The sequence below is a fragment of the Nitratireductor kimnyeongensis genome, assembly GCF_019891395.1.
Taxonomy (GTDB): domain Bacteria; phylum Pseudomonadota; class Alphaproteobacteria; order Rhizobiales; family Rhizobiaceae; genus Nitratireductor; species Nitratireductor kimnyeongensis.
The window spans coordinates 827202-844338 of the sequence record NZ_CP078143.1 but is presented as its reverse complement, the minus strand read 5'-3'; the positions used below and the strand labels follow the sequence as shown (position 1 = coordinate 844338).

The following is a 17137-nucleotide window of genomic DNA, read 5'->3' as shown; positions in this document are numbered from 1 at the left end:
TGAAGACGGACGAGCAATTGTTTGCTGCCCGGTAACGTTAACGCAGTGCCTCGATTCGAAGCCAGACCGGATTATTCTAAAGGAAACTCGCTCCTCTATTCCTCCCGACTACGATCGGGCATCGCCAGTGTCAGCCAATGCGCTGTCAGAGCCGGTTTCAGAGAGTTCTCTATTTCCACCGAGACATCATAGTTCACCTCGGCGATACCCGAGGGACGCAGTTTGATCGCGGCGAGCACGAAGCGCGCGCGAATGCGGGCGCCGCATCGCACGGGCGCCAGGAAGCGGATCCGCTCGAAACCGAAATTAACGCCCATCGCTGCCCCTTCAAGACGCGGCACCGCCTCGAACACCATGGTTGAAAGAAGGGACAGGGAGAGAAAGCCGTGCGCGATCGTGCCGCCATAGGGGGTTTCTCGCGCGGCGCGTTCGGGATCGGTGTGGATGAACTGATGATCATCGGTCGCCGCAGCGAACTGGTCGATCATTTCCTGGGTGACGACACGCCAGTTGGATAGGCCGACTTCCTGGCCCACCAGTTTCTCGGCTTCCTCAATGCTGATTGTCCCGGTAATCAACGGGGCACTCCGTGGCTGTTGAAGGGGTCGCGCGGGATGCATTCGCCCCCGCGCGCCGCGCACAGATACAGTTTTGTCCTGCGGTTGTCACCCGCTTCCGGTCCGATGTTCAGGACAGCTTGCCACCGATCCGCGATGCGTGTTGAAGCTCGCGCTCCAGCCTTTCTTCTTCTTCCACTTTCGGGGTAATGAACCGGCCAAGCAGCAGATAAGCCACCGGGGTCAGGAAAAGGGTCGACAATGTGGAAAGGCCAAGCCCGCCCACGATCACCCAGCCAAGAGCGACACGCGCTTCCGCGCCCGCGCCGCTTGCAAGCACCAACGGTACCCCGCCGACGATGGTGCAGATCATCGTCATGGCGACCGGACGCAGACGGATCAGCGATGCCTCTTCAATGGCCTGGCGGACACCCATCCCCCGATCACGCAGCTGATTGGCGAACTCGACGATGAGAATTCCGTTCTTGGCCATGATGCCAACCAGAAGGACGAGGCCGATCTGGCTGTAGACATTGAGGCTGGTGCCCGTCAGCAGCATCGCGAAGACAGCACAGGCGAGCCCGAGCGGTACTGTTGCCATGATGATGACCGCGCTGGTGAAGCTCTCGAACTGGGCGGCGAGCACAAGGAGGATGATGACCAGCGCGAAGCCGAAAATGATCAACATCGAATTGGCGGTTTCGCCGAGTGCGGCCGCCTCGCCGAGCGGCACGAGCCGCATGCCGGGTTCGAGCAACGGTTCGGCGATCGCCTGTGCGCGTTCATATGCTTCGCCGAGGGCGACATTGCCGAGGGCAGCGTTGACGCCCACGGAGCGCAACTGGTCCTCGCGCGAGAGGGAGGGCGGGACCGCCTTCTCCTGGAGCGTTGCAATAACGGACAACGGCACAAAGCGACCGTCACCAGCCTTGATGTAGATGTTCTCCAGATCGGTTGGATCATTGACCGGGTTCGTGGTCGAGACCAGTTTCACGTCCACGCTGCGATCGTCGATGAAGACCGAGCCGATCTTGCGGCCATCGAGCATCGCCTGGATCGTGTTGCCAAGTCCGTCGATATCGATCCCGAGATCGAAGGCGCGGTCGCGGTCGATCGCGATCGAAAGCTGGGGTTGTGTCGTGTCATCGGAGAGCCGGGCCTGGCGGAAACTCGGATCCTCCTCCATGGCGGCGACGATCTTCTCGGCGGTCTCCGTCAGTTTGGCGTAATTGTTGCCGGCAATCGCGAAACTGAGGCCGTTGCCAGCGCCACGAATGCCCAGACTGTTCGGCTGAAAGACGAAAGCGCGAACACCCGGCTCATTGCGTACACGGGCGGAGATATCGGCAACGATTTCCTGCTGGCTGCGCTCGCGGTTCTCCCAGTCGGCAAGTTGCAGCACGAGAAAGCCGCTGTTGGAGGCGCCGCGCCCGGCTATCGAGAATGTGCTGACCACCTCGCCGCTGTCGCGCAAGGGCTCTATCAGCGTTTCGATGCGGCGCATTCGCTCGGCAAAGTAGTCAAGGCTGACCCCTTGCGGAGCCGAAACGCGCATGAAGGCGAGCGAACGATCCTCGTTCGGCGTGATCTCGGATTTGATGAAGCCGAAGGCACCGTAGGAAGCGGCAGCAAACAGCACAGAAATCACCACCACAACGGCAGGCGCGTTGAGGCAGGCCTGCAGGCAGCGCCGATACAGCGCGGACAGGACCCGGCCGGTGCCCGACCCGGCACCGCCCTCTTTCTGTGCTTCCCCTTCGGGGTGCGAGGCCAGCATGCGGGAGGCGAGCATCGGGCATAGCGATAGCGCTACAATCGAGGACAGGAAGACGGCCATGGCCAGCACGAAGCCGAATTCCTTGAAAAGGCCGCCAGCCTGTCCGGGGAGGAAGGAGATGGGAACGAAGACGGCGATAAGCGTGGCTGTCGTTGCCAGAACCGCGAAGAAGACCTCCTGCGTGCCGAGCACGGCGGCAGCGCGCGCGCCCATGCCTTCATTGCGCCGGCGCACGATGTTCTCCAGAACCACGATGGCGTCGTCCACCACAAGGCCAGTCGCCAGAACGAGGGCAAGAAGGGTCAGGATGTTGATGGAAAAGCCGGTGAGATAAATGGTGGCCAGCGTGCCGATCAGCGCCACCGGAATGGCAAGACCCGGTATGATCGTCGCACGGACGTCGCGCAGAAAGATGAAGATCACCAGAAGCACGACCGTTACGGAGATCAACAGTGCGATCTCAACCTCGTGAATGGCGCCATTGATGAAGGTCGCGTCATCGCTGGTCACCTCGATGTCGACACCTTCAGGCAAAATTGCGCGCACTTCTTCCACCGCCTTGCGGACGCCGGTGGAGATCTCGAGCGTGTTCGATTGAGCCTGGCGCACGATGCCCAGTCCGATGCCGGTGCGGCCGTTGGCCCGCAGCTGGCTTTCCCCCAAATCACCGCCAAGGGTCACGGTCGCCACCTCTCCCAGGCGGACATTGTCCTTGAGATAGATTGCTTCGAACTCTTGCGGTGTCGAGATGGCGGCTGTGGCGCGTACCGTCAGGTCCTGTGTCGTGTTGCTGAGGGAGCCCGCCGGAGTGTCGAAAGCGACAGTGTCAAGCGCCTTGGAAACATCGGCGACCGTCAGCCCCATGCTTGAGAGCTTGGTCTGGTCGATATCGACGCGGAAGATTTCCGTTCGGTCGCCATAAACCTGAACGTCGGCAACCCCCGGCACGGCCGAAAACGCATCGACGACTTCATCTTCCACCAGGGTCGTGAGTTGCTGTACGGGTAGGCTGACGGAGGTGAGTGCAATCCGCATGACCGCCTGCGCGTCATTGTCGGATTTGATGATGCGCGGCGCGTCGGCATCATCGGGAAGACTGTTCTGGATGCGGCTTACCGCATCGCGCAGATCGGAAGCGGCTGTATCCAGGTTGACGTTGTCGCTGAACTCCACAGTCACCCGGCTGCGGCCATAGGAGGAGTCTGAAGATATCGCCACCACGCCGGAAACACGGGCTGCAGCGCCTTCGATCATCGCCGTGACTTCTCGGTCCATCGTTTCGGCGGCGGCGCCGGAGAAATCGGTGGAGACGGTGATGACGGGACGATCGACGTCGGGCAGTTCACGGACCTCGATGCCGAAAAGCGCCGCAAGACCTGCAACTGCAATCAGCGTATTGAATACAAAGGCAAGGACCGGGCGGCGGACAAAAAGAGCGGTGATGCCGGTCTGGGCGTTCTGAAGCGTTTCCTTCATGACGCGGATCCTCCCGCGTTGGCCTGCCTGGCGCCGGCGTTGGCCGGATTGCCGGCCGTTTCAACGGGAGAGCCCTCCCGCACGTTGTGAATGCCCTGGGTGACAACGAGGGCGTTCTCGTCGAACTCGGCGTCAACAAGCACGCTGTCCGCATTGCGTTGCACGATGCGTACCGGTTTCTGGCGGGCCGTACCGTCTTCCACAGCCCAGACGAAAGGCCCGTCGGAGCTCCACTGAATGGCGAGAGGGTCGATGGCCGGGTAGGTCTCACCGGGGAAGCGCATGGAGATGGTAAAGGCCATGCCGGCGCGCAACCGGTCGTCGGGATTGTCGATGCGCCCCTCGATGCGCAGTGTTCGGCTTTCCGGGTCGATGCGGTTGTCAATCGCACTTATTTCGCCTTCGTGAACCGAAGATGCGCGGGCGACGGAAACGGCCGTCAGTGGCGAGCCGATATCGACCAATCCGGCGTAACGCTCGGGAATCCAGAAATCCACCAGAATTTGCGACCGGTCGTCTATGCTGGCGATTTCCGTGCTGCTCGTTACATAGCTGCCGGCGGAGATGGGAAGAATGCCCACCGTCCCGTCGATCGGAGCGGTGATGGAGCGCCGTTCAAGCGCGAGTTCAGCCTCGCGTTTCGCCAGCTCGGCGTTGCGCAAGGCAAGCTCGGCTTCGTTCTGCTGCACCACGCTCACGGTATTGGACGTGCGCAGCGCCTTGATGCGCTCGAGCGTCGCGTTGGCGTCATCCAGGGCGATGACGGCGCGATCGAGCGCGATTTCCTCGGCGTCAGAATCGAGCTTGGCGATAAGGTCGCCAGTCTTTACGTCCGCTCCGGAAGCGACCGCGATCTCGACCAGAGTGCCAGCGGTGAGCGGATTGACGACGACCGAGCGCCGGGCCCGGCCGGTGCCGATAGCGGTGAGCCGGTCATTGATCGTGGCGTGCGTGATTGGTGCAGTCACGACCGGTCCTGGCGCACCACCTCCGCCACGGCCACCCCGCTGCGGACCGCGCTCGGCGGTTGTCTGTGTAGAGCCTGCGCCAGTTGAGACAAGCCCTGTGCGCGCCAAGACATCCTGCGCGCCTGGGTAGTACAGAAACCAGACGAATGCTGCGGCGATAAGAACGATGAGGCAGGCAATTGCCTGTTTCCAAAAAGACATGCACGCTCCGGCGATTCGGTTTTGACAATGGAGGCGGCACTCATCAGCCGGTGGACCGGTCGCTTCGAGCCTCGCTCTTTATGCCAGCTTCCGGGCGGCTTTTCATCTATTCTAGTATTAAATTATCGTAAGGCTACGGGAAGCAAACGGAGTTGCTTCCCGGCTTGGGCCTGAAGACGGTATGGGTGACGGCTGTCAGGTTACTTTGGCGCGTGCGCGGTATTCTTCCCGATCCCACAGCCTTCCCTGCATTACACGCTCCAGGATTTCTGCTGCGGCCAGAATGTCGATATGCCGCAAATAGAGTGGCGTCATGCCGAAGCGCAAGATATCGGGGGCCCGAAAATCGCCGATAACACCATTGGCGATCAGGGCCTGCATGATCGCATAACCTTCAGGATGTCTGAAGGAGACTTGGCTTCCACGCCTGGCTCGGTCGCGCGGGGTGACCAGTTCCAGTTCAGGGCAACGATGCTCCACTTCGAAAATGAAACGATCGCACAGTTCCTGCGATTTCCGGCGTAGCAGGCTCATGTCGACACCGTCAAACGCATCGAGTGCTATGTTGAGCGCGGAGAGGGAGAGGATCGGCGGTGTGCCCACTTTCATGCGGCCAATTCCCTCTGCCGGCCTGTAATCCGTTGTGAAGGCGAACGGGGCGTCATGCCCCATCCATCCCGACAGGGCCGGGGTTATGTCTTCCAGGTGGCGTTGGGCAACATAAAGAAAGGCGGGCGCGCCAGGCCCTCCATTCAGGTATTTATAGCCGCAGCCGATGGCAAAATCCGCCCCTGCGGCATCGAGATGAACCGGGAAGGCACCGGCGCTGTGGCACAGGTCCCAGATCGCCAGCGCGCCCTTGTCGTGAATGTGCCGGGTCATGGCCTTCATGTCGTAGCGTTCGCCGGTCCGATAATCGACTTCCGTCAAAAGAACCGCAGCGACACTGTCGTCGAGGGCGTCGGTCATCGTCTCGGCCGTGGCCAGCTTCAATTCATAACCTTGCCCGATGAGACGCGTGAGGCCATCGGCCACATAGAGATCGGTCGGAAAGTTGTTCTTGTCGGAGAGAATGACGCGGCGAGAGGGGCGCAGGGAGAGGGCGGCGGAGAGCACCTTGAAGATGTTGATGGATGTGGAGTCACCAACTGCAACGCAGTTGGCACCTGTGCCGACCAGAGCGGCAATCTTTCCCGCCACGTGAGAAGACAGGTCGATCCAGCCCGCGTCGTTCCAACCGCGCACAAGACGTTCGCCCCACTGACGTTCGATAACCTCGCTCATGCGATCACCGAGACCAGTCGGCAGAACGCCAAGGCTGTTGCCGTCAAGGTATATCAGGCCGTCTGGTAGCGTGAAACGGGAGCGGAGGTCTTTCAACGGGTCGAGGTGGTCGCTCTCCTGGGCACTTGCCATCCTCTTTGTATCCTGATTTTGGTCGGCTATGCTCATTTGATCAAAATCCTGTTGGCCCGATATATTATATATAATATAGCTGATTATATGAAATCTGAGCCTGAAACAATGCCGGGGCGTGAACTGCAGGAGCATGAAGGTGCGCTCGCCGCGCTCAAAAGGGACATCGTTGACGGAGTTCTGGCTCCAGGGGAGCCGTTGCGCCTGATGGCGCTGTCGAAGCGCTATGGAATTGGATACACGCCACTGCGAGAAGCGTTGCCACGGCTTGAAGAGGCTGGTCTTGCGGTTCTCAGTCCCAATCGCGGTTATCGTGTCGCCTCCGTTTCCGTCGCGGAACTGGAGGATCTCGAGCAGGCGCGCAGTGTGGTGGAAACGGCTCTCGTCAAGGACGCCATAGCGCAGGGCGATCTGGAATGGGAAAGCGCAATCGTGGCAAGTCATCACCGATTGTCATGCGCGTCGGCTGCCCTTGTTCGAGATCGCTCGAGAGAAGTAGCCACATGGATGGACGCGCATGATGCATTCCATCAGTCACTTCTTTCGGCTGCCAGATCAGGCTGGTTGAAATCCTTTCAGCAGCAGATTTCCGAGCAATTGAGGCGGCATCATCAGGCACTTCTGTTTCTGCCGGAGAACATTGCGGGGCGCTCGTCCGAACAGGGTGAGGCAACGGAGGCGCTGCTCGGCGAGGCTCTGTCTATTTCCAATCACACCCGGTTGATGGACGCCGTTCTTGCGCGCGATGCCGAGCAGGCAGTCGGTCTGTTGCGTGAGCATGTCCAATTCACGCTGGCGGTTTATCAATCGGTATCGCACAACCGATGAGCGATGCATCGGCCGGGGCGTGACGTCAAAGTGAGGCAAAGCGAGAGATAGGTCGTTAGACCCGTTCCTCAGGCCATCAGGATCAATGGGCCAGCCGTGGAAAAACGGGAAGTGCCGTGGGAGGGGTAGAATCATGCCGGGTTTCGTCGACACTTTTTTGAATGCCGAGGTGTTTTTTCGCATCTTCCCGATGCTCTTGAAGGGGGTTGGAAACACGATCCTCCTCGCCCTGACGACGATCACGCTCGGAGGGCTTGCGGGGGTGCTGATATGCCTCGCAAGACTTTATGGTCCGCGTCCGTTGCGCCTTCTGGCAGTGTTGCACGTGGATGTATTTCGCGCGCTGCCGATCCTCGTTGTCCTCGTCTTGATCTATTATGCCTTGCCGTTTGTCGGCATCCGCCTCAACGCCTTCACATCAGCGACCCTGGCGCTTGGGCTGGTCTTTTCGGCTTTCACGGCTGAGGTTTTCCGCGCTGGCATACAGTCCATTCCCGAGGGGCAGACCGAGGCGGCGAAGGCTCTCGGTATGCCTTTCTGGGCAATCATCTACAAGATCATTCTGCCCCAAGCCTTCCGCGTTGCGATCCCGCCGCACACGAGCAATTCCGTGGCAATCGCCAAGGACACATCTCTGGCTTCCGTGGTTGCGATGCCTGATCTTCTCAAGCAGGCGACCGACGCCCAGGCACTGACAGCCAACCCCACGCCGTTGATTGCCGCCGCAGTCATGTATCTGATCGTCCTTTGGCCGGCGGTGCGGCTCGTTTCGTATTTGGAAGAGCGTTTTCGAACGGTGAAGCGCTGAACCAGCCTCACTCCGGTTTTGTCCCCGGCAATGCCGCGCTCTTCAAGGGCGCGGCGCGCACCAAAAACGATAGTCAGAACGGACGGCAACACGGACCATGCATGCCAACACGGCGCGGTCGATGTTCAAGAATAAACTACTGATTTTAATGAGAAGCGGATGGTGGGCGTGACTGGGATTGAACCAGTGACCCCTACGATGTCAACGTAGTGCTCTCCCGCTGAGCTACACGCCCATCCGACGCCGCGCATAGATCATAAAATTGCGGCAGGCGTCAATAGGTAGTTTGGGGATTTTGCGCCAATTTCGAAAAGCGTCCCGAATGCCGCGATCCCCCTGGGCGGATCGGCCCTCAGGCCGCCTGCAAAAGCTTCTCCACCTCGTTCACGAGATCGCGCAGGTGGAAGGGCTTGGACAGGACTTTTGCATCCTGCGGAGCGTTTGAATCCGGGTTCAGCGCGACAGCGGCGAAACCGGTGATGAACATCACCTTGAGGTCGGGGTCGATTTCCGTCGCGCGCCTTGCCAGCTCGATGCCGTCCATTTCCGGCATCACGATGTCAGTCAAAAGGAGAGAAAAGGGCTCCTCACGCAGCCTGTCATAGGCGCCAGCGCCATTGTCGAAGTCCACCACTTCGTAGCCTGCCCGTTCCAGCGCCTTCACGAGAAAGCGCCGCATATCGTTATCGTCTTCCGCCAGGAGAATCCGTGCCATTGTGCCGTCCGAATCGTGCGAGAGCGGTTGTCCCGCAAACCGCTTATGTGTTCCCAGCTATATGATTCTCGCATGGTAAATATCAAGTGAATCCTTATAGGCCAGTCTGTGGAGCGGCTGGACAGGCGGGTGCGCCGGTGGCAGGCTTTGGCAGAATACGGCGTTGCGGAGGCGCAAAACACGGATGAATGCTGCAGCGGATTTCGGCAAGGTACCTGCCTTCGAGGTGCATTCTCCAGCGTCGCAAGATGTGCCCTTCGTTTTCAACTCGCCACATAGTGGACGCCATTATCCGCAACGATTTCTCCAGATGAGCCGGCTCGACGCCCAGGTGATCCGCCGTTCGGAGGATTGCTACGTGGATGAACTCTTTTCCGGCGTCGTTGCCTGCGGCGCTCCCTTCCTCAAAGCCAATTTCCCGCGGGCCTATCTCGATGTGAATCGTGAGCCCTGGGAACTCGATCCGCGCATGTTTTCCGAGCCGGTGCCGCCTTACGCCAATATCCGCTCGCCCAGGGTGGCGGGAGGGTTAGGCACGGTGCCCAAACTTGTGGGAGAGGGGCTCGATATCTATCAGGGGCGGTTGCCGCTCGCAGAAGCGGTGTCACGGATAGAGACGATCTACCAGCCCTATCATGAATGCCTCAAACGCCTTCTCATCGACACGCATTGCGCGTTTGGGCATGGCGTTCTCATCGATTGCCACTCCATGCCTACTGGTGTGCGTTCCGGCGAGGGGGGGCTGAGGCCTGATTTCATAATAGGCGACCGATTCGGCGTTTCGGCGGCTCCCGTTCTTACGGAATGGGTGATCGGGTTGCTGACGGCGCGCGGCTATTGCGTGGTGCACAACAAACCTTATGCGGGAGGCTTCATCACCGAGCATTACGGACGCCCCGCACAGGGGCTTCACGCCCTGCAGATCGAGATCAATCGAAGTCTCTACATGGACGAGCGTACGCTCGAAAAAAACTCCGGCTTTTACGCCTTGAAGGAGGATTTATCAGATTTCGCCCGTGAATTGATGCTGATCGCCAGTCGGCATTTCAGCGCTTTCCCTCTGGCAGCGGAATGATCCGTAAGTATGCGGCAGTGCAGCATATTCCGGCTTCAGTTTCCGGCATAGAGCGAAAAAAAAGACCGTATCGCAGCGGCGACACGGTCAAAAGTCTAGGGAGGAAACGCCCAAAAAGGGCATTCGGCAGATAAACTGCCTGATGTGAAGTTTATGTTGCATTGCAGCATTGTCAAGCGTTAACCGTTCCTGAACCGTTGCAAACCGTCGCAATCACAGCGAAGATCGGCTCCCGACCGATCGCCCGCAAGCAAATCCAGCATCCAGGAGTTTTCCATGACCGTATCACCGGCGCTGATGCGCCGTATTGCCGAGGCTGCCGCGGCACAAACACTGCCGCGCTTTCGCCAGCCGGTGCTGGTCGACAACAAGATGGAGGGCGGTTTTGATCCGGTGACGGAAGCCGATCGCGAGGCCGAGAAGGCGATTCGCGCTTTGATCGGCGAGGCCTATCCCGACCATGGCATACTGGGCGAGGAGTTTGGCCTCGAGGGCGAGGAGAGTGAACACCGCTGGATCATCGATCCCATCGATGGCACCCGCGCTTTCATCTCCGGGCTTCCGCTGTGGGGAACGCTTGTGGGGCTCACGGTCGCGGGCCGCGCGGTCGCGGGCATGATGTCACAGCCTTTCACGGGCGAGCTTTTCTACACGGTCGGTGAGGGTGCCCATTATGAGGGCCCCGGCGGTGGGCGCCAATTGAAGACCCGTGGTACGACCGAGCTTTCTGACGCCACGCTGTGCACCACCACGCCTGCGCTCTTCGATGCCCTGCGTCGTCCAGCCTACGATCGGGTGGAAGAGGCGGTCTGCCTCCCCCGCTATGGGACGGACTGCTATGCCTATGCCATGCTGGCGGCCGGGCAGGTCGATCTCGTCATCGAATCGGGGCTGCAACCTTACGACATTGTCGCGCTGGTCCCGATCATCGAGCAGGCGGGTGGGGTGATCACGAGTTGGGCAGGAGGCAGACCTGAAAGCGGCGGCGACATCATTGCGGCGGCCACCGGCGAGCTTCACGAAAAAGCGATGGCGCTTCTGCGCTGACCCTGCTCAGTAGTCAATGTCGCCTGTGCCTTCCAGAAAGGCGAACAGAGCTGCAAGCGCCTGTTCGCGATAGCGATCGGCTTCCTGAAGCAATTCGTGCCGCGCTCCGTCGATCGTCAACAGGGACCCGCTGCGCAGATGCCGCGCATAGGCCTCAATCGCCCTGTTGGAAACGACCTGGTCGCTGCCCGCTGCCAGTATCAGCGACGGGATGTGGAGCCGCGCCATGAATTCCGGATCCGTTACCTGTTCCACGGCGCGGAACATTGCCCGCGTCCAGGCCACCGTCGGCCCGTTGATGGCAAGTCCAGGCCAGGCCGTCACAGTCGCGCGGTTGCGGTTGAAGCGTACTGGGTCGGAGCTCAGTGCCACAGGCGAGAATTCCGGGGTCTTGTGGCGGTTGCGGCGGCCCGGCATGTACATTTTGCCGAGCCCTATCGCGTAGAGAACCCGGGCAAGCCGCGTTACCCAGACCGTGGTCGAAGATGAAGCGGCAAGGCCAAGCAAAGGCGCACAAAGCACCATGCGGCGAACCCGGTTGGTCAGGCCGGGGGAGGCGAGAAGGGCAATCAGCACACCGGTCGAATGTGCGAGGATATAGTAGGGGCCCCGGCAATCCGGCAAGACAACCTGTTCAAACAGCGCATCCAGATCGCGGACATAATCGTCAAAGCTCTCCACATAGCCCCGGTTGGCATTCGCCAACAGCCGCTCGGAGCCACCCTGTCCACGCCAATCGAGGATCGCCGATCCATAGCCGCGTTTCGCGAGATCGTCGGCGGTCTCGAAATATTTCTCGATGTATTCGTTTCGGCCGGGAAGCAGCACCACCGTGCCGCGTTTTGCCTCGCCCCGGCCCGGTACGCGTGCGTACCGGATCGATAGCCCGTCGCCTGTCCGCAACAAACCTGCCGCAATCCCGTCTGGCGCGGGATTTTCCGGAACCACGATAAGCAGGTCATCCATGTGGAAACACTGGCCTCAAGAGTGAAGATGAGGGGCGACAGAAGAGGATATTCCTACGGATTGATAGAGCCGAGTTGCCGGAAAGGCAAGAATCCGAAAGGTTTGCGGAAACGAATGCCGGAAGCGACGAGGTGCCGCTTCCGGCGTTCCGCACCGGTGGAAGGGACGTTACATCCGGTGCTTGCCTGATGGCAGCACAAGGCCATCCATCAGGTTCACCAACCATAACGTGATCAAGCTGAACAGTTTCCGATTGGGCTGTTCATCGGCTGTTCATGTGCGAGCGGCGCGCTCTTGAACCGGATTTTTGACGTCCCCATATAAATTCTGCGGTCGCCAGAACGGGACCGTTGGTCAGACAGAAACGCCCATTCGCGGGTTTCGGAGACGGCCATAACGCAATGTTGCTCAACAGGAGAACAGACCATGCGTCATGTTGATTTTTCCCCTCTTTATCGCTCTACCGTGGGCTTCGATCGGCTTTTCTCGATGCTCGACACGCTCGGGCAGCCGGAGAATGGCCAGACCTATCCACCCTACAATATCGAGCGCACAGGTGAGGATTCCTACCGAATTTCGATGGCGGTCGCCGGATTTGGCGACGAGGACATTTCCATCGAGGCTCACCGCAACGTGCTGACCATCAAGGGTGAGAAGAGCGCGGAGCAGAAAGATGGCGGCGAGCTTCTTTATCGCGGCATAGCCTCACGCAGCTTCGAGCGCCGGTTCCAGCTTGCCGATCACGTTGAGGTGTCGGGTGCCAATCTGGAGAATGGCCTGCTTCATATCGAGCTCACACGCAACATCCCCGAGGAGATGAAGCCGCGCCGGATCCCCATCGTTTCGGTGAAGGATGCGAAGGAGATCGAGGCCAAGGCCCACTAGATCGCCGCGTGACCATCCGGACACACAAAGGACGATCTGAACCGTAAACGGGACATTGGGATAATCCGACACCGGTCTCCAACTTTCGGTCCGATGTTCCAAACCATCGCAATGCTCTTTGAGCTGTCGGCGGCGCCCTTGTGGCGCCGCCTTTGGTTCAGACCTTTGAAATCGCGCGGCGATGCGAAAGGAACGCGTCGAGCGAGACCAGGCCCGCACCCTTGACCGCCAGATAGAGAAGCAGAAAAACCCAGAGCGTGCGCTGGTCCCAGATCAGCCCGTCTGAAAAGCGGTCGAACCAGGCGCCTGCCGTCTCGGAACCTACATTGTGAACCACGATGTCGACATAGGACTGGACAAGCACGAAACCGATCATGCCAAGTGCGGCGATGCGGGTGAGCAGTCCGAGCACGATCAACAATGGCAACACGAACTCGGAATATGTCCCCAGCCAGACAATGAGCCCCCATGGGATGAATGATACGGCTGAGACGTTGCCGCCTGCCGCTTCCACGGCCGGCAGCGCGATCTGGTAATAGGCGCCGTCAGCGATGTGAAAGAAGCCGAAAAAGCCGTCTCCGACCTTCGTACGTGCGGAGTTGAGAAAGTACAAATAGAGGACGGCGAGAAATGAAAAGCGGGCCACCAGGCCCAGGAACCATCCATCGAGCATCCGCTCCACGGTCGAGAATACACGCGCATGCAGCGCCTCGATTGTCTGAAACACGGGGCCTAATCCTTTTCGTCACTCTCGTTGCTGGCACGGCAACCTGCAAAAGCGCCGCTTTCAATGGTCAAGGCGATGGCAGCTGGAAAGTCGAAGTCCGGTTCAGCTTCGATCGACCGGCCGGCGGCCCGTTGAAGAGGCACTCCCCGGCTGAGTGCATCGACAAACAGAAACTGGCCGTGGTCGATTCCACGTACCTGCACTTCAAGGCCCGGTCGCGTCACAAGAGCCGCCTCAGCAATGCCGGCATTGATGCGTTCGGGCATCGGTCCTTGTCGATGCGCGGTGAAAATCGTGTGAACCGCATAGATGGACGAGATGAGCCTGGTGGCCGGATGCGGCACGAAAACCGCATCTGCCAGAGCTTCCGGTGGCAGCGCACTCAGATCCTCAGCGGCGAGCGGGGCTTGGTCGGCTGCATGAAAGGCATCCAGCCAGGCGCGCTCGAGCCGGGCGACGTCAGGCAGATATTGAAGATGGCGGATGGGTTGGTAGTCGGCGAGAAAGGCAGCGAAGTCGCGTCCATATTCGAAAACGAGCCGTGAGCGCGGGGGCCGTGCGCGGATGAAGTCTCGCGCGATCATGCGAAAGTTGTCCGCACCGAGAATTTGCATCACCGTAGGGAAAATCTCGGTCAGCGCCGTGACGAGACTGTGAGTGACATTGTTGCGATAGACATTGAAACGCTTGTTCGCGGCCTTGCCATGTGGGCCGGAAACGCCCTGTGGAGTTGCGCACTCAGGATCCAGCAGAACCGAGCCAAACGCGACGTCAAAGGTCGCAGGTTTGCGTTCGACGGCCATCTCAGGATTGGAGCTCATGCGGTTTCACTGATGCCCGGTGACCACGATTGCGACCACGATTGCGACCACGATGGCGATCGAGGATGCGTTCAGCGGCGATGGCCTCCGAGCGCAGGATTGGCCAGTCGGGTACGTCCGAATCCCATTCAACAAGTGTGTCGATCGGACCGCATTGTTCGATCACCGTCTCGTAAAGGCTCCACACCGGATCCGCGACGGGCCGGTCATGGCTGTCGATCAGGAGCGGTGCGCCCTCGTCATCTTTCTGCTCGTCATGGCCGGCGAGATGTATCTCGCCCACATGTTCGAGCGGAAACTCGGCCAGATACTCGGTGGCGCTGAAGCCGTGATTGGTGGCCGAAACGAACACATTGTTGATGTCGAGCAGCAGGCCGCAACCCGTGCGTTTCACGATTTCACGCAGGAAATCGGTCTCCTTCCAGTTGGACTCGGAGAAGAGAACATAGGTTGACGGGTTTTCAAGCAGCATGGGTCTGCCGATGGCTTCCTGCACCTGATCGATGTGCTCGCACACACGCGCCAGCGTCTCGTCGGTATAGGGCAGGGGCAGGAGATCGTTGAAAAACACATCGTCATGGGTCGACCATGCAAGATGTTCGGACACCTTGAAGGGTTCGTAGCGTCCGACGAGACTGGCGAAGCGGGACAGATGCTCGGGATCGAGCGGGTCCCGACCCCCAATGGACATGCAGACACCGTGCAGCGAGACGGGGAGCAGTTTGCGGATTTCGGTCAGGACGGCATGAGGCGGACCGCCCGCGCCCATATAGTTTTCTGCATGGATCTCAAGGAACCCTACGGAGGCGGGCTCCGCAGTGATCGCATCGAAATGTTGCGGCTTGAAGCTTGCACCGGCTCTGCCGGCCGGATGGAATGCCGGGAAGCGACTGTCGTCTGCGGATGGAAGTTTGACTTCGCGTAGCATCGGGCGCCTCCCGGCATTGTGGGTTCAGGATGCTGTCAGGCCGCTCAGGACGGCAGATCGCGATCGAGTGGCTCAAGCGAACCCATGCGGTCGCCAGGAAGCTCCATCGTGGTGCAGGTGCCGGAATCCACATAAGTCCAGGCATTGCCCTGATAATCGACCTTCGATGTGCCGGCGCAGGTGGTGCCGGGACCGGCCGCACAATCATTCTTGCCCGCCATGGACACGCCATAGCATTTCTCTTTTTCCTGCGCCTGGGCGGCTGTGGTGGTAGCAAAAGTGCTTGCAGACAGGGCCGCTGCAACTGTGCCTGCGATATAGGCAGCGGTCAGTGCGGTTTTCGTGGACATGGGATGGTCTCCTCTCGAGGTCTTGTCGAAGCCGGATCTCCGCTCCGGCACATACCGTTTTTTCAGAGGGACACTTCACTTGGAAATCAAGCGCGCGCGAGCCACCATCACATGGGCGTGAAAGCGTGTTTATCGCAGCGTCGTTATGTCAGGCACGCGCGCGTGAGCTCAGCCTTGCAGCAGGTCTGCAAATTGCGTGATTTCAGAAGGCTCGGTTGCGAAGCTGGTTACGAAGCGATGGAGTACGTCTCCATCCCTGATCTCGCTGGCGAAAGACAATGGCGGTTTCCAGGGGTAAAAACGGGCGCCGGAGGCCTGAAGGGCTTTTGCCTTCTCGGCAGACATGAGTGCAAACACCTCGTTCGCTTGAGGTTGCCAGGCAAGGCGCACCCCCTCTGCTGCGGAAAGCGCAGTGGCGAGTTCGCGGGCCATAGCGTTGGCGTGTCGCGCCGTTTTGAGCCACAAATCGTCCCTGAAATAGGCTTCGAACTGTGAGGCGATGAAGCGCGACTTGGAAAAGAGCTGCGCGGCTCGCTTGCGCAGAAAATGCATTTGCCCGACCTTCGCGGGATCGAGCACCACGATGGCCTCCGCGCACCAGCAGCCATTCTTGGTGCCGCCGAAGGATACGATGTCGACACCACGTTTCCACGTCATCTGTGCCGGCGTGGTGTCGAGAGCCACAAGTGCGTTGGCAAATCGGGCGCCATCGAGATGCAGTGGGATGTCCGCTTCACGACAGATGCCGGCAATCGTCTCGATGTCGTCGAGAGAGTAGAGCGTGCCGATCTCGGTGGCCTGTGTGATGGAAGCGGCCATGGGTTGTCCCGCATGCACGAATTCGGCCGGGTGCTCGCGGATCGCAGCGCCGAGCGCGTTCGGATCCATGCGTCCCAATCGTCCCGCGACCCCTTTCAGACGCGCGCCGCCGGTCAGGTATTCCGGCGCCCCGCCCTCATCTTCGATAGCGTGGGCTTCCGCATGACAAAAGGCGACCCCGCCCGGCCTGGCAGCCCAGGCCAGTGAAAGGCTATTGGCAGCCGTACCGGTCCCGACGAAGAAAACCGCCACGTCGCGCTCGAAGACGTCACAGAAGATTCGCTCTACCTGTTTGTCCAGATCGCCTGTCCCATAGGCCGATGCATAGCCGCCTGCATTGTTTGTGAGCGCTTCAGCGATTTGCGGATGGGCGCCGGCCCAGTTGTCGGAGGCGAAATTCATGCAGTCGATCTCTCTTTTGACCTTAAAATAAGCAGTGGCGGTGCGACATTGCGCATATCATGCCCCTGTATCAAGTCCCGAAGATCAGATGTTGCGGCCATTCGGCTCCTCTACAGCATGATCTGCGGTGGTGATGGATAATTTCGACAATACTTGCAGCACGGGAATTTTCTTTCGCTTTTTGCGCAAAAAATTTGCATTTCGGTCTTGTCTGGTGTTGGTATTTCTGGCATTTCAGCCAATAGGACAGCAATCCTGTCTTATTGCGCGTAAATCGTTTCGCCGATGCATTGCAATGGCCTGATGAGGTTGTGGTAGTGTGTCGGTCGATTGGCGCGACATAGGCGGTCCGGGCTGCGCTGGATAATCAG

General features: G+C 59.6%; 16 protein-coding genes and 1 tRNA gene. 5 read left to right on the top strand and 12 right to left on the bottom strand.

Annotation, left to right across the window (positions count from 1 at the left end):
* Window positions 1-95 precede the first annotated feature (95 nt).
* From KW403_RS03985 to kynU, 4 genes are all read right to left on the bottom strand, one after another.
* Entirely contained in the window at window positions 96-620 is a 525-nt protein-coding gene (locus tag KW403_RS03985; RefSeq protein WP_223021459.1) for a MaoC family dehydratase, read from the bottom strand.
* A 67-nt stretch (window positions 621-687) separates the two neighbouring features.
* Complete coding sequence (locus tag KW403_RS03980; protein WP_223021458.1) at window positions 688-3810, bottom strand: efflux RND transporter permease subunit; 3123 nt, start codon at window positions 3808-3810, stop codon at window positions 688-690.
* Window positions 3807-4979 (bottom strand): efflux RND transporter periplasmic adaptor subunit, encoded by a 1173-nt coding sequence (locus KW403_RS03975; protein WP_223021457.1) that lies wholly within the window; start codon window positions 4977-4979, stop codon window positions 3807-3809. The genes KW403_RS03980 and KW403_RS03975 overlap by 4 nt, the downstream gene beginning before the upstream one ends.
* 195 nt (window positions 4980-5174) lie before the next feature.
* Window positions 5175-6395: a kynureninase gene (gene kynU / locus KW403_RS03970; protein WP_223021456.1), complete on the bottom strand. Its 1221-nt coding sequence runs from the start codon at window positions 6393-6395 to the stop codon at window positions 5175-5177.
* A gap of 87 nt (window positions 6396-6482) precedes the next feature.
* On the opposite strand from kynU, the gene KW403_RS03965 reads away from it, so the two are divergent.
* A complete protein-coding gene (locus tag KW403_RS03965; protein WP_246637883.1) occupies window positions 6483-7223 on the top strand; it encodes a GntR family transcriptional regulator in 741 nt (246 codons plus the stop codon).
* Window positions 7224-7356: 133 nt separating this feature from the next.
* Window positions 7357-8031, top strand: coding sequence for an amino acid ABC transporter permease (locus KW403_RS03960; protein WP_223021455.1), 675 nt, complete (start codon window positions 7357-7359; stop codon window positions 8029-8031).
* Window positions 8032-8191: 160 nt separating this feature from the next.
* Here the strand turns inward: KW403_RS03960 and KW403_RS03955 are convergent.
* Both KW403_RS03955 and cpdR read right to left on the bottom strand, forming a co-directional pair.
* Window positions 8192-8266: transfer RNA gene (locus tag KW403_RS03955), tRNA-Val, on the bottom strand.
* Between the two features lie 117 nt (window positions 8267-8383).
* The gene (gene cpdR / locus KW403_RS03950; RefSeq protein WP_007008549.1) at window positions 8384-8746 is read right to left on the bottom strand and encodes a cell cycle two-component system response regulator CpdR; all 363 of its coding nucleotides are present in this window, start codon (window positions 8744-8746) and stop codon (window positions 8384-8386) included.
* Window positions 8747-8930: 184 nt separating this feature from the next.
* Between cpdR and KW403_RS03945 the strand changes: the two genes are divergently transcribed.
* Complete coding sequence (locus KW403_RS03945; RefSeq protein ID WP_223021454.1) at window positions 8931-9821, top strand: N-formylglutamate amidohydrolase; 891 nt, start codon at window positions 8931-8933, stop codon at window positions 9819-9821.
* 276 nt (window positions 9822-10097) lie between these two features.
* Entirely contained in the window at window positions 10098-10868 is a 771-nt protein-coding gene (hisN, locus tag KW403_RS03940) for a histidinol-phosphatase (RefSeq protein WP_223021453.1), read from the top strand.
* A gap of 6 nt (window positions 10869-10874) precedes the next feature.
* Here the strand turns inward: hisN and KW403_RS03935 are convergent, their stop codons facing one another.
* Entirely contained in the window at window positions 10875-11834 is a 960-nt protein-coding gene (locus tag KW403_RS03935) for an alpha/beta fold hydrolase (RefSeq protein WP_223021452.1), read from the bottom strand.
* A 426-nt stretch (window positions 11835-12260) separates the two neighbouring features.
* Here KW403_RS03935 and KW403_RS03930 point away from each other — a divergent pair, with 426 nt between their 5' ends.
* The gene (locus KW403_RS03930) at window positions 12261-12719 is read left to right on the top strand and encodes an Hsp20 family protein (RefSeq protein WP_223021451.1); all 459 of its coding nucleotides are present in this window, start codon (window positions 12261-12263) and stop codon (window positions 12717-12719) included.
* Between the two features lie 157 nt (window positions 12720-12876).
* Here KW403_RS03930 and KW403_RS03925 read toward each other — a convergent pair whose 3' ends face one another.
* From KW403_RS03925 to KW403_RS03905, 5 genes are all read right to left on the bottom strand, one after another.
* The gene (locus KW403_RS03925) at window positions 12877-13392 is read right to left on the bottom strand and encodes a DoxX family membrane protein (protein WP_246637945.1); all 516 of its coding nucleotides are present in this window, start codon (window positions 13390-13392) and stop codon (window positions 12877-12879) included.
* Between the two features lie 59 nt (window positions 13393-13451).
* The gene (locus KW403_RS03920) at window positions 13452-14267 is read right to left on the bottom strand and encodes an HvfC/BufC N-terminal domain-containing protein (RefSeq protein WP_223021449.1); all 816 of its coding nucleotides are present in this window, start codon (window positions 14265-14267) and stop codon (window positions 13452-13454) included.
* Window positions 14251-15195: an MNIO family bufferin maturase gene (gene bufB / locus KW403_RS03915; protein WP_223021448.1), complete on the bottom strand. Its 945-nt coding sequence runs from the start codon at window positions 15193-15195 to the stop codon at window positions 14251-14253. Before bufB ends, KW403_RS03920 begins: the two co-directional genes overlap by 17 nt.
* 44 nt (window positions 15196-15239) lie before the next feature.
* Complete coding sequence (locus KW403_RS03910) at window positions 15240-15545, bottom strand: BufA1 family periplasmic bufferin-type metallophore (protein WP_223021447.1); 306 nt, start codon at window positions 15543-15545, stop codon at window positions 15240-15242.
* Between the two features lie 168 nt (window positions 15546-15713).
* On the bottom strand, window positions 15714-16766 hold the full coding sequence (locus KW403_RS03905) for a threonine aldolase family protein (protein WP_223021446.1): 1053 nt from the start codon (window positions 16764-16766) through the stop codon (window positions 15714-15716).
* Window positions 16767-17137 lie beyond the last annotated feature (371 nt).

Coding starts and splice junctions, on each gene's coding strand:
- KW403_RS03985 (WP_223021459.1), bottom strand. CDS start 620: ATGCATCCCGCGCGACCCCTTCAACAGCCACGGAGTGCCCCGTTGATT.
- KW403_RS03980 (WP_223021458.1), bottom strand. CDS start 3,810: ATGAAGGAAACGCTTCAGAACGCCCAGACCGGCATCACCGCTCTTTTT.
- KW403_RS03975 (WP_223021457.1), bottom strand. CDS start 4,979: ATGTCTTTTTGGAAACAGGCAATTGCCTGCCTCATCGTTCTTATCGCC.
- kynU (WP_223021456.1), bottom strand. CDS start 6,395: ATGGCAAGTGCCCAGGAGAGCGACCACCTCGACCCGTTGAAAGACCTC.
- KW403_RS03965 (WP_246637883.1), top strand. CDS start 6,483: ATGAAATCTGAGCCTGAAACAATGCCGGGGCGTGAACTGCAGGAGCAT.
- KW403_RS03960 (WP_223021455.1), top strand. CDS start 7,357: ATGCCGGGTTTCGTCGACACTTTTTTGAATGCCGAGGTGTTTTTTCGC.
- cpdR (WP_007008549.1), bottom strand. CDS start 8,746: ATGGCACGGATTCTCCTGGCGGAAGACGATAACGATATGCGGCGCTTT.
- KW403_RS03945 (WP_223021454.1), top strand. CDS start 8,931: ATGAATGCTGCAGCGGATTTCGGCAAGGTACCTGCCTTCGAGGTGCAT.
- hisN (WP_223021453.1), top strand. CDS start 10,098: ATGACCGTATCACCGGCGCTGATGCGCCGTATTGCCGAGGCTGCCGCG.
- KW403_RS03935 (WP_223021452.1), bottom strand. CDS start 11,834: ATGGATGACCTGCTTATCGTGGTTCCGGAAAATCCCGCGCCAGACGGG.
- KW403_RS03930 (WP_223021451.1), top strand. CDS start 12,261: ATGCGTCATGTTGATTTTTCCCCTCTTTATCGCTCTACCGTGGGCTTC.
- KW403_RS03925 (WP_246637945.1), bottom strand. CDS start 13,392: ATGCTCGATGGATGGTTCCTGGGCCTGGTGGCCCGCTTTTCATTTCTC.
- KW403_RS03920 (WP_223021449.1), bottom strand. CDS start 14,267: ATGAGCTCCAATCCTGAGATGGCCGTCGAACGCAAACCTGCGACCTTT.
- bufB (WP_223021448.1), bottom strand. CDS start 15,195: ATGCTACGCGAAGTCAAACTTCCATCCGCAGACGACAGTCGCTTCCCG.
- KW403_RS03910 (WP_223021447.1), bottom strand. CDS start 15,545: ATGTCCACGAAAACCGCACTGACCGCTGCCTATATCGCAGGCACAGTT.
- KW403_RS03905 (WP_223021446.1), bottom strand. CDS start 16,766: ATGAATTTCGCCTCCGACAACTGGGCCGGCGCCCATCCGCAAATCGCT.